Genomic DNA, 11,431 nt, shown 5'->3' with positions numbered 1-11,431 from the left:
ATGGTATAATACGTAAAATTTAATTTACAGATAAATTTTGCCACAGCAAAGCTATGAAATTACAGTATTTAGCCAAGATGATGGATGTGGGTACTGGAGTTAACACAAAAAATCCTGCAATTGAACAATTATAAATTTTATTAATATTTGACTCTCCCAGGCATTAATAATTCATCAAAAGGTGTTCTATGCAGATAGCAGATATTTTCGCTATTTTACATCCAGCGATCGCAGTGATCTTTGTATTTCCGCTCATTGGTATCGTAGTTAATTTTGCTTGGCAAACACGTCAGCGTCGATTGCAAATTTTAGCGGGAAATAAAAGTAAAATTCCTCCAGTGGTAGGCCCAGAACACAAACAATTAGGTGAATGGTTAACAAGTGCAGTTGTGGGAGTAACTTTAATAGGATTATCTTACCCAATTGGCAAAAATATTATTAAAAATCAATTGTGGAATCAAACACCTTTTCAAGTTATTTTGATTCTGTTAATATTTGTGGGAGTTATTGCTTCTTTAGTGCTACTTTATCGCGCTCAACAGCGAATATGGCGAGGAATTTTTGCCACTTTAACTGGCACAGGGTTAGTGATTCTTGGCTTTCAAGATGGAGTATTTCGGCGCGATAATGAGTGGTATTGGTCACATTTTTATATTGGCATGACCGCAGCATTATTGATGATTTTTTCCCTAGCAATTGTTCAAGATATTTATCAAGATAAATCTCATCGCTGGCGCATTATCCATACAATTTTAAATTGTATTGCTTTACTGTTATTTATTGGTCAAGGTATAACAGGAACGCGAGACTTAATAGAAATTCCCCTGAGTTGGCAAGAACAGTACATTTATCAGTGTGATTACGCCAATCAAACTTGTCCAACAGCAAATCCTCAAACGCCAAAATAAACCAAGGGATTGGTTATGGGGTAATACTTGCGCCCTTTGCATTTCGTTATTTTAAATTTGGAATTGCTATTATGTCATTTATTACTTTCGTGGCAATGTTGCTGCTACCAGCCAGAAATCTTTAATCAACTGTAGAACTTGAATAAACTGGTAGACATCAATAGGTTTTGTGACATAGCAATTAGCATTAAGATTGTAAGAATATGATATGTCTTGCTCATCATTTGAAGTGGTCATGACAACAACAGGAATAAATCTGAGATTTGGGTCGGATTTGATTTCTGTTAACACTTCGCGTCCATCCATCCCTGGAAGATTTAAATCCAAAAGGATTAAGTCTGGACGCATAGCATCAGCAAACTCTCCTTGCAACAGCAAGTAGTTCATAGCACTTTCACCATCTTCAACCCAATGCAAGTTATTGGCAATTCTGGCATTTGAGAAGCCTTTGATGGTTAAGTTTGCATCGCTAGGAGAGTCTTCAACTAGCAAAATTTCAATAGGTCGGAATGCCCCATCGTCAATCATGCAGTTATTAGAAAGTTATTAACATTAATAATCTAGTATATATCTTTGAAAGATAGCTTAATCTGTATTGAGAGTAAAATAAAATACAGTTCCTACACCAGGCTCAGACTCAGCCCAAATGCAGCCACCATGCCGTTCGACAATTTTTTTACAGATAGCCAAACCAATGCCTGTACCAGGAAATTCTCGACGAGTGTGAAGGCGTCGGAAAACTTCAAAAATCCTCTCTAGATAACGAGACTTAATACCGATGCCATTGTCCTGTACCCAGATGAGCCATTGTGAGTCGGGAATGGGAAATGGCGAGTTAGGAGTGAGGAATTCTCTTGCTACCTCTCCTGTTCCCCCATCTCTTCTGAGAGCGCCAATATGAATTTTGGGTGGCTCTTTTGGGCAAAACTTGATGGCATTGCCCACCAAATTTTGGAATAGTTGCACCATTTGGGTTTTGTCTGCGAGTAACTTTGGTAAAGGGTCATGAGTGATGATAGCTTGACTTTCGGCGATCGCTACATGTAAATTACTCAGAGCTAGACTCAGTGCCATATTACAATCAACAAGCACAAATTCTTGAGTGCAAGTTCCCACACGGGAATAAGCTAGCAAGTCTTGAATCAACTGCTGCATCCGCTTTGCCCCATCTACAATGTAAGCCAAGTATTCTTGAGCAGAATCATCGAGACGGTGTTGATATTCCTTCTCTAATAATTGGGTATAACTTGTTACAGTTCGCAATGGCTCTTGTAAATCGTGGGAAGCTACATAGGCAAACTGCTCTAATTCTTGGTTAGAGCGTTTTAGATCTTCATTTAACTTTTGTAATTCTGCTGTTCGTTCCTGAACCTTGATTTCTAGTTCATCGTTGATTTGTTGTAGTGCCTGTTGTGCAAGTTTGCGTTCTGTAATATCAGTACAAGTACCTATCCACTCTTGAATTTCGTTGTTGGCATTTAAAATAGGAACTCCACGAGCGGCAAAAAACCGATAGCTACCATCTGCAACTCGCACGCGATATTCACTAAAGTAAAGATTTTTGGTTTTTACTGCCTCAGTCCACAACAATTCTGTCAACTCTCGATCCTCAGGATGAATTGCATTTAGCCATTCCCCTTCCTTGATTTGGACATCACTTTGCTCATTTATCATCCCATTTTTATCAGCTATCCAGACGGCTTGAGAAGTAGCAATTACTAGCGAGCGATAGCGTTTTTCACTTGCTTCTAAAGCAATTTCCGCCGATTTGCGGCGAGTGACATCTTGAAAGAGAATTGATACTCCTTCTGTTGAGGGGTACATACAATATTCAACCCAGCGATCGAAGGGTGCATAATATTCTTCCATGTGAATGACTCGCTGTTCTGTCACTGCCTGATGGTAAATTTGATAAAATTTATACTTGGCAGTTTCCGGAAATACTTCCCAGATACTTTTACCAATCAAATCTATGGTGTGGCAATTGAATATTTGTTCGGCTTTGTGATTGATGTAGGTGTAGCATGAATTGGGATCTAGAGCAACAAAAGCATCTGTAATCGTTTCTAAAATATCTGCTAGTTTTGCTTTTGCAGCTTGCTGTTCTAAACAAATAGCTTCTTGTGATAAAATCTTGTTCATCTGAATTTGCTTTTGTAGCAGTGAGTAAACTACAATTAGCAAAACTAAACTGAAAATATATCCCAGGCTGACTATAATAACGATTTCCTGAAAAAGATCTTCATTAGCTGGTGTTTTCCCTTGTAATAACGTTTTTTCCTTATTTTCTATTGCTTGGATTTGTTTGCCGATTTCTATGCTGCGATCGACAATAGATCTTTGAGTTGCCTTATCTAAACTTTTTTCCTTAAACAAGTCAATGGACTGCTCAAGCAGAGAAAATTTCTCCGCTACTAGAGGTTCAAGTGTATCAAGTCGCTTTTGTTGATTAGGGTTATTACTGCTTAGCCTCCGCATATCTTTAAGCAGTTGGTAAACTTTCTGCTTCTGCTGCTTATAGGTTTCTCGGTAAAGTGTATTTTCTGTGAAAATATAGCTATTTTGTGCGCTCTCAGCGTTACCAAGGTGAATACGTACACGAGCTATCGATTCTGTAACTTGTTGGGTATGAACTACCCATTGCTTTTGTGCCGTTAACCTTTGAATACTTAAGTAAGAAGCTGCGGCGACAACAGAAATTAGCAGTAATGCCAAGCTAAAACCACCGCCAACAAATTTTTCTGATACTTTATTCATAGAATATTCGTACAACCATAGCTAATAACTAAATCAGTTTTAGCTCTCACGGCAAACTCTGGCTATTATAGAATGAAATTATACTAGTATAATCAGCAATATTTTATGATAAGATTATAAAAATTGAGTTATTGATTTTAGCTGTTGACAACCTTGTAACTAATTAAAATCGATGACATTGTGTTCAGCTCAAACCTGATAAATTGAGTTTTTCCAGCGTTTATCTTTTATCTGGAATTTCTCCACTATATTTAAACTTGCCATCGTCTTATTCTACATTGTGAATGCCTTTAAAAAAAAGAGTGGATATCTGTGGGGATTACACCACATATCCACTCTCAAATTACGAGATTAAACTCATTAAAAACCGCCACAAAATAAGTAAAATTTGGGAAGGTTGAAATTAATTAACGTGACTCAGTTCCTTGATTTGGGCTGCCTTGTACGGTATCATTTTGTGGTGCTTCTGGGGTAGCAGAAGTTTTGGCATCACTTTTTTCAGCATCACCAGTTTGGCGGTTAGCTTCGTCAAGGGTAGTTTGGTAGCCACCAGAAGAGGCAGTTGTATTATCTTGCTTAGTAGATTTTTGTTGTTCAGACATTATTAGATTCCTAATCATTTACTCTTAGTAGTATTTTAAGAAAACTAGGGCTGTATCCTTATCTATCTAGAATATAGTTATTGCTGAATCGCCCCTCTGTCGAAAGTATTATTTAGTAATAATTATCTATAGTTATGAAAAATTCATATATAACAAGCAATAGAAGATACCCTAGTAATTGGGTACAGAGCAACTAATTTCAACTATGGATAAAATTAAACATTTCAAACCAGCTGGCCGATGGCAATGTTTTGATGTGTCTTTTTTTCAATCCCCTAATTTGAATTATCAAGATTTCCCTCCTTTATAATTTTAATTTATGTAATAATTTTTACATTTTACTAAAGTATAATTAATGAATCAAAATAATGTATCATTACCATCTGGGTGTGTGCTTCGCAAGGCAACATCTAGCGATCGATGGCCGATTCGATTGCTAGTGTTTTCAGCGAAACTCGACCCAACCCAATTAAATTGGCGGCAATTTTGGGTAATTGAATGCGATGCCTACGGCGGGCAAAGCCTACGCCATCTGGTAGCCTGTGGACAGCTGCGTAATTTCTCAGGGGCACAAGAACTTGGTAGTTTAGTAGTTGCACCATCTTGGAGAGGTCGTGGTTTGGGTACTTTACTCACCCAGCATTTGATTAACACAGCAACGCAACCACTTTATCTTGAATGTTTGGGTCAGCGATTGGCAGACTTTTACAGTCGCTTTGGTTTTGTACCAATATCTTTTGCAGACCTCCCAGAATTCCCCAAGACAAAAGTCTCCTCTGTACTCAAGGATAAATTTAGATTCTCACAATTAGCTAAAAAACTACTTAAAGTTCCTGTAGTCTTTATGGAGTATCGTCCCAATTCTTAATTACAGCGTTTTCCAGGTAAATGAAGTATACACGTAGGGGCGAACAGCCGTACCCTACAGGAAGGCAAAGCCTACGCCCTTACAATTACCTGTACCTCACAAAGTTGCAATTTGCTATAAGATATGCATTGACCTTTGACAGGTGAACAGTCAACAGTCAACGCTTTCAGCTATTGTTTATTTTTTGGAGTTCCCCAATACCAGGTATTTCCAATCCTTGAGTTTCCACTTCAAATCCCAGGTTTAGCAAAAATCGTGAGCAACACAGGGCCTAATAAATAATGGTGATTCAAACACGATAATCCAGCACAAGCAGCTAGAACCTGACGTTGTTCGGGGCTGTAGAATCGAATTCCAGCCAAAGAAATTGGCAATAGTTGAGTTTGTACCTGTTTTTTGAAAGTAAAATCAACCAAATAAAAGCATCCACCGGGAGAAAGTACCCGTGCTATTTCACTAATCACCTGTTGAGGTTCCAAATAATGCAAAAAGCTGATAGTGCTGAAAACAGCATCAAACTGACCATCAGCAAAAGGAAGAGACTCAGCTTTGCCCTCAACAAAAATCAAGCGCGGATGGTGGCGGTTGGTGAGTCTTGCCATCCGCAACATATTAGTAGATAAATCTAATCCGGTACCCCGCAAATCTGGGAACTTCGTGGCAAGGCGTCCGAGTAAACGTCCGGTACCACAGCCAATATCGAGGACATTAGCTTGCTCTGGTAAATTGACGTACTCTAGCAAGCGCTTGTGGATGGCTCGATAAAATACTGAAGGAAGCAGCCAATCGTAGCTTGGTGCCCAGCGATCGAAAAGGAACTTTTTGTTATTAAGAAAGTCATAGCTCATGAGTTTCCGCAGTTTACCCAAAGCTTGATGCTTTTTGAGGGTAAATAGCTGCGCCTCCTTTGAAGTTGATTAACTAAGGTATTAGGCTTTTAAATTGCACAATGGGTGATGAAGTTAGTTGACCGCTGACGGTTGACTGTCAACAGTTAACAACCAACACGAAAAGAAATGCTCTTGAGAGCTTATAACTTTGCAATCCGGCAATATCTAGCCTAACCTTTGCCAAAATACTTATGCTCATCTCGGCAAATTATCTGGAATTTTGGCACTTGAATGAGTAGTTAATAGTGTTCCTAGAGAGTTTAGCTATCTCTCATGGAAAACTAAAAAACGAGCGATCGTTGCATAAAACTATTAGACCCGACCGTATGTATTCATAGAGATTCAAATTAACCAAACCCAATCTATTTTAAAAATATCAAGGAGAGCGATTATGTTAAGCTTTATTGCAATCCGGTTACACCAAAATCTGTTGCAACCAGTCCGCCAGTGGTTGGAAGCCTTAGAAATTCACAACTCCAAATTGGCACATTTCCTCTGCAAAGCTATTCCTGCTCAGTGTCCATTTGAACGAGATATTACTGTGTTTGGTCGCAAGCTATTTCATATTCCACCAATGTGTAAATTAAATCCTTTGTACGAGGAAGTGGTTGGGTTGCGTTTCAGAGCGCTCTGTTATCTTGCCGATGAATGCGGTGAAGATATCACGGCCTATTGTTAATAGTTAGTGGTATCGTTGTTTGATTTAGCAGTCATCGATAATTAGAGATTTACGGTTGTTACTCACTCAGATTTATACTAAGCTAGCGTACATCTAATTAGATGTCTGGCTATTTAGTCGCTGACACCTCCAAGACAGTGTTTCCAAACCGGATTGTTGCTTACCGTACCCTGCTGAAATCATTAACATTATCATGACGCACATCTTACTGATTGAAGATGAAGTCAAACTGGCACGATTTATTGAATCTGAATTGAATTATGAAGGTTATCAAGTTAGCATCGCCTACGATGGATTAACTGCACTGACAGCAGTACGGGAATTGCATCTAGATTTAGTGATTTTAGATTTGATGCTACCTGGTTTGTCAGGGTTGGAGATTTGCCACCGTCTGCGAAGTATTGCTAATGAAGTACCAATAATCTTACTAACCGTCAAAGATCAAGCGAGCGATGGCATTGCAGGCTTAGACGCTGGTGCTGATGATTATGTAGTTAAACCCTTCAACATTGATGAATTATTAGCCAGAGTCCGCATTCATCTGCGAAGAAGACATCAAGCAAACACCGTAGATATTTTAGAATTTGAAGACCTGAGTTTAAATCGTCGCACACGCCAAGTCTACCGATGTCAGCGGTTAGTTGAATTAACAACTAAGGAATTTGATTTACTGGAATATTTTCTCATCCATCCGCGACAAGTGATTACATGCGATCGCATTTTAGAAGAAGTCTGGGGTTACCACTTCATGGGCGATACCAACGTCATCGAACCATACATTCGCTACCTACGACTAAAACTTGAAGCTAATAACGAAAAGTGCCTTATTCAAACCGTCACTGGTGTCGGCTACACATTATGTGGTTAGGGGGCATTGGACATTTGTCTTTACTGCTTTCTCTGCCCCATCTCATCTGTCTACTCGAATTTTAAATATTTTAAATAATTTAAAAACCCAAATTTTTCTATATTAGGAAAATTTGGGTTTTTTGGCAATCTCAGCAACAACTCATGCAACTGAGAGTTAATTATATTAGGATGCACAAAGCTGTAATCGTTCAAAATCTCAAGTAGCATGACCTATTTAGAAACAGCAGCCCAATTTTACCGCGAAGTCGCCCAAACCCCAGAAGTTGGACTTTGTTGTGTGCAAAGTGCCCCCCTGCAACTACCGGGATTAAAAATTCCTTTGCCAATGCAGCAAATGAACTATGGTTGTGGTACTACTGTTCATCCCACTGAACTAGGAAATCAGCCAACTGTGCTGTATGTTGGTGTTGGCGGTGGCTTAGAAGCTTTGCAGTTCGGTTATTTTTCCCGTTATGCAGGTGCTGTCATTGCCGTTGAACCAGTTGCGGCTATGCGAGAAGCTGCGGCACGCAACCTAGAAATTGCTGCTCAAGAGAACCCCTGGTTTGACACCAGTTTTGTAGAAATCAGGGAAGGCGATGCTTTCAACTTACCTGTTACTGATGCTAGCGTTGATATCGTCGCACAGAATTGCCTTTTCAACATCTTTGAACCAGAAGATTTAACTCGTGCTTTAAAAGAAACGTATCGGGTATTAAAACCAGGTGGACGTTTACAGATGAGCGATCCTATTGCTACTCGTTCAATTCCAGTGCATCTCCAACAGGATGAGCGACTCAGAGCTATGTGTTTATCAGGGGCACTCACCTATGAAGAGTATACTGAACGGATTATAAATGCAGGCTTTGGTCAAGTTGAAATTCGTGCGCGTCGTCCTTATCGTCTACTAGATTCCCAGACTTATAATTTAAAAGAAAACTTACTTTTAGAAAGTTTGGATTCTGTTTGTTTTAAGATTGCTATTCCAGAAGACGGTGCTTGTATTTTCACTGGAAAAACAGCGATTTATGCTGGTTCGGAACCTTTCTTCGATGATTCGGCAGGTCATTTACTTCAACGGGGTATTCCCGCAGCCGTGTGCGATAAAACTGCTGCTAAATTAGCAGCTATTAAGGCAGTAGAAATAATTATTACTGATTCTACTTGGCATTATAGTGGTGGCGGTTGCTGTTAAATCTGTGATACAGCACTTTGCAAATAAATGAGGTACACAACTGGATAATTAAACATAGAAATTCTTCTTTTATTTCCTACTTTTTATACTAGTTACTCTGTACCTCATATAAGTGAAAACTGATGTAATTCAGTTGTTAAAAGTAAGTACTATCGTCTTAGACTTTATATGTTGCTCTGGACTTTAGAAAACAGAAACGGCTTCCCTAGACAGCAGGAAACCTTCCAAAAGCAATGGTTACCCAAGTGGAGTAACTCTCGTTCAGAATTGAAAATCATTATGTGCAACTGCAAAAGGAATATAAAATTTGAATACTTGATTAATAAAATTCTGAATCCTGAATTGAGACTTTTTTATTTATAAATCCTCAAATGTTGTTAATTAATTTATTTTTAGCCACGCTTTTTTTAGCATATTGTAATGGTGGAAATGATAATTTTAAAGGTGTAGCAACGCTATTCAGTAGCCGTACATGCAGTTATCAAACAGCAATTTTATGGTCAACTTTTACAACTTTTGCTGGTGCTGTAACTGCAACTTTTTTAGGAAATACATCAATTAAAATCTTTTTAGGAAAAGGACTAGTACCAAATACCATTGCCAATGCACCAGAGTTTCATTTGGCAGTGGCGATCGCTGCTGGTTTAACCGTACTAATTGCCACTTTCATGGGATTTCCTATTTCCACAACTCACAGTTTAATCGGTGCTATTGTTGGTGCTGGATTAATAGCGATCGGACTCAAAGTTAATTTTGCCGCTTTGGTGGGTTCTTTTATTTTGCCCTTATTAGTCAGTCCAGTGATTGCTATTCTCTTGGGAGGACTAATTTATAGTGTATCAACTTATATCAACTATAAATATAACCTGATAATTAACCGGAAAATTGCCGATACTTGTCATTTTATTAGTGCAGGAATTATTAGTTTTGCTAGAGGATTTAATTATACTCCCAAGGTTGTGTCACTGATTTTAATTATCGAGTATTTTTCGATTCAGGGAGCAATGATTACCGTTGCGATCGCAATGGCCCTTGGGGGTTTACTCAACTCCCAAAAAGTTGCAATAACCATGAGTGAAAAAATTACTTCAATGAATCATACTCAAGGCTTATCAGCAAATGTAGTAACAGGACTGCTATATATTACAAGTAACTATTTTGGGCTTCCAGTGTCTATCACTCATCTTTCTGTCGCTTCTATTTTTGGAGTCGGCTTGATTGGTAAAAAATCAAATATTCGTGTTTTTTACCAAATATTTTTATCGTGGATTTTAACTTTACCGACCGCCGCAGTTATTGGTGGAATAACCTACAGATTACTACAAGGCTAGAAGCATTCAATAGATTTTAATCATCTTCAAGGAGCAATAATGCAAATTCAATCAACAAATACAGTAGATACATCTGTAACTCCATTTAAAGACAAAATTAATTTTCCTTTAACAAAAAAAAGAATTACTGTTTTGCAAATTAATATTGGTAGGCGCTGTAACTTAGCTTGTACACACTGTCACGTCGAAGCTAGTCCAAAACGTACAGAAGAACTTTCCCCAGAAGTTTGCGAACAATTAATTTCAATAATCCAGAGATTTCCAGAAATAAAAATTGTGGATTTGACTGGTGGTGCACCCGAAATGAATTATGGATTTAAACCACTGGTAGAAGCAGCAAAATTAGCTGGTAAACAGGTAATTGTCAGGTCTAACTTAACTATTTATTTTGAAAATGGTTTTGGTAATTTACCAGAATACTTTGCTAAACATGAGTTAAAAATTGTCGCTTCTCTTCCCTGTTATTTGTCAGACAATGTTGATAAAATGCGCGGTATTGGTGTTTTTGAGAGTTCAATAAAAGCTTTGCAGTGGCTTAACCAACTCGGTTATGGAAAAGAATCAAACTTAATTTTGGACTTAGTATTTAATCCTCAGTTACCTACAGCAGAAAAATTTTCTTTAGCTCCAGAACAGAGTAAGTTAGAACAAGATTACAAAATGTTTTTACAAAAACATTTTAATGTTGTGTTTAATAACCTTTTCACAATTACTAATCTGCCAGTTGGTAGAACTAAAATGTATCTAGAACGAAGAAAACTGTATGCCAGCTATTTGCAGTTTTTGGAATCACATTTTAATCCCAGCACAATTGAACATTTAATGTGTCGCGATGAAATTTCGATTGATTATCTCGGTAATGTATATGATTGTGACTTTAACCAGATGATGAATATACCTGCGAAAACTCGTAAAGGTGAAAACTTGACGGTTACCAAATTGCTAGAAGTTGGTAGTTTAGACCTGATTAATGAAGTACAAACTGCTCCTTATTGCTATGGTTGTACTGCTGGCTGTGGTTCCAGTTGTAGTGGTGCTTTACTCTAAAGCCAACAAAAAAATCATAGACGATTAAAATAGCAGGTACTTCAAGTAATATTCAAGTCATAAAAGGACAATTTTATTACAAATTACGTGATGTATCTATCACTAGTAGTCCAATAAACTTAACATGATAATTACTTAAGTTTCCTTACACTACATTATTAAAAAGCCGTGCAATTTTATCAATTTACACGGCTTTTACTTTTCTTGTGCCAATATTATGGATAAAAAAATAGAACCTGGCATCGAGCTATTTTAGCGTAGGGCAACCCCTAAACTATCGTTGCCGCAGCAGCGTTTCACCTCTG

11 protein-coding genes are annotated in these 11,431 nt (G+C 38.0%); 7 read left to right on the top strand and 4 right to left on the bottom strand.

Going from position 1 to position 11,431, the window contains the following annotated elements:
* Window positions 1-188 precede the first annotated feature (188 nt).
* Window positions 189-908, top strand: a complete 720-nt coding sequence (locus GNE10_RS24690; protein ID WP_185567509.1) for a DUF4079 domain-containing protein — start codon at window positions 189-191, stop codon at window positions 906-908.
* An 81-nt stretch (window positions 909-989) separates the two neighbouring features.
* Here GNE10_RS24690 and GNE10_RS24685 read toward each other — a convergent pair whose 3' ends face one another.
* From GNE10_RS24685 to GNE10_RS24675, 3 genes are all read right to left on the bottom strand, one after another.
* Entirely contained in the window at window positions 990-1,436 is a 447-nt protein-coding gene (locus GNE10_RS24685) for a response regulator (protein ID WP_185567507.1), read from the bottom strand.
* Window positions 1,437-1,493: 57 nt separating this feature from the next.
* Window positions 1,494-3,665 carry an ATP-binding protein gene (locus tag GNE10_RS24680; protein WP_185567505.1) on the bottom strand — a complete coding sequence of 724 codons (2,172 nt, stop codon included), beginning with the start codon at window positions 3,663-3,665 and terminating at the stop codon, window positions 1,494-1,496.
* A gap of 407 nt (window positions 3,666-4,072) precedes the next feature.
* Window positions 4,073-4,267: a hypothetical protein gene (locus GNE10_RS24675; protein WP_099068019.1), complete on the bottom strand. Its 195-nt coding sequence runs from the start codon at window positions 4,265-4,267 to the stop codon at window positions 4,073-4,075.
* A gap of 355 nt (window positions 4,268-4,622) precedes the next feature.
* Between GNE10_RS24675 and GNE10_RS24670 the strand changes: the two genes are divergently transcribed.
* The gene (locus GNE10_RS24670; protein WP_185567502.1) at window positions 4,623-5,135 is read left to right on the top strand and encodes a GNAT family N-acetyltransferase; all 513 of its coding nucleotides are present in this window, start codon (window positions 4,623-4,625) and stop codon (window positions 5,133-5,135) included.
* 230 nt (window positions 5,136-5,365) lie between these two features.
* On the opposite strand, the gene GNE10_RS24665 is transcribed toward GNE10_RS24670, so the two are convergent.
* A complete protein-coding gene (locus tag GNE10_RS24665; RefSeq protein WP_185567500.1) occupies window positions 5,366-5,983 on the bottom strand; it encodes a class I SAM-dependent methyltransferase in 618 nt (205 codons plus the stop codon).
* A gap of 433 nt (window positions 5,984-6,416) precedes the next feature.
* Here GNE10_RS24665 and GNE10_RS24660 point away from each other — a divergent pair, with 433 nt between their 5' ends.
* The 5 genes from GNE10_RS24660 to arsS all read left to right on the top strand — a co-directional run bounded on the left by GNE10_RS24660 (window position 6,417) and on the right by arsS (window position 11,126).
* A complete protein-coding gene (locus GNE10_RS24660) occupies window positions 6,417-6,704 on the top strand; it encodes a Mo-dependent nitrogenase C-terminal domain-containing protein (RefSeq protein WP_185567498.1) in 288 nt (95 codons plus the stop codon).
* Window positions 6,705-6,897: 193 nt separating this feature from the next.
* Window positions 6,898-7,572: a response regulator transcription factor gene (locus GNE10_RS24655; protein ID WP_185567496.1), complete on the top strand. Its 675-nt coding sequence runs from the start codon at window positions 6,898-6,900 to the stop codon at window positions 7,570-7,572.
* Window positions 7,573-7,779: 207 nt separating this feature from the next.
* Window positions 7,780-8,748 carry an arsenosugar biosynthesis arsenite methyltransferase ArsM gene (gene arsM, locus GNE10_RS24650; RefSeq protein WP_185567494.1) on the top strand — a complete coding sequence of 323 codons (969 nt, stop codon included), beginning with the start codon at window positions 7,780-7,782 and terminating at the stop codon, window positions 8,746-8,748.
* 371 nt (window positions 8,749-9,119) lie between these two features.
* Window positions 9,120-10,079, top strand: a complete 960-nt coding sequence (locus GNE10_RS24645; protein ID WP_185567492.1) for an inorganic phosphate transporter — start codon at window positions 9,120-9,122, stop codon at window positions 10,077-10,079.
* A 39-nt stretch (window positions 10,080-10,118) separates the two neighbouring features.
* Window positions 10,119-11,126 (top strand): arsenosugar biosynthesis radical SAM (seleno)protein ArsS, encoded by a 1,008-nt coding sequence (gene arsS / locus GNE10_RS24640; protein WP_185567490.1) that lies wholly within the window; start codon window positions 10,119-10,121, stop codon window positions 11,124-11,126.
* Window positions 11,127-11,431 lie beyond the last annotated feature (305 nt).

Origin of the sequence: Nostoc sp. 2RC (assembly GCF_014222165.1) — a bacterium.
GTDB classification, from domain to species: Bacteria; Cyanobacteriota; Cyanobacteriia; order Cyanobacteriales; family Nostocaceae; genus Nostoc; species Nostoc linckia.
This window is presented reverse-complemented; position numbering and strand designations above follow the sequence as displayed.

Coding starts and splice junctions, on each gene's coding strand:
- GNE10_RS24655 (WP_185567496.1), top strand. CDS start 6,898: ATGACGCACATCTTACTGATTGAAGATGAAGTCAAACTGGCACGATTT.
- arsM (WP_185567494.1), top strand. CDS start 7,780: ATGACCTATTTAGAAACAGCAGCCCAATTTTACCGCGAAGTCGCCCAA.
- GNE10_RS24680 (WP_185567505.1), bottom strand. CDS start 3,665: ATGAATAAAGTATCAGAAAAATTTGTTGGCGGTGGTTTTAGCTTGGCA.
- GNE10_RS24665 (WP_185567500.1), bottom strand. CDS start 5,983: ATGAGCTATGACTTTCTTAATAACAAAAAGTTCCTTTTCGATCGCTGG.
- GNE10_RS24685 (WP_185567507.1), bottom strand. CDS start 1,436: ATGATTGACGATGGGGCATTCCGACCTATTGAAATTTTGCTAGTTGAA.
- arsS (WP_185567490.1), top strand. CDS start 10,119: ATGCAAATTCAATCAACAAATACAGTAGATACATCTGTAACTCCATTT.
- GNE10_RS24690 (WP_185567509.1), top strand. CDS start 189: ATGCAGATAGCAGATATTTTCGCTATTTTACATCCAGCGATCGCAGTG.
- GNE10_RS24675 (WP_099068019.1), bottom strand. CDS start 4,267: ATGTCTGAACAACAAAAATCTACTAAGCAAGATAATACAACTGCCTCT.
- GNE10_RS24660 (WP_185567498.1), top strand. CDS start 6,417: ATGTTAAGCTTTATTGCAATCCGGTTACACCAAAATCTGTTGCAACCA.
- GNE10_RS24670 (WP_185567502.1), top strand. CDS start 4,623: ATGAATCAAAATAATGTATCATTACCATCTGGGTGTGTGCTTCGCAAG.
- GNE10_RS24645 (WP_185567492.1), top strand. CDS start 9,120: ATGTTGTTAATTAATTTATTTTTAGCCACGCTTTTTTTAGCATATTGT.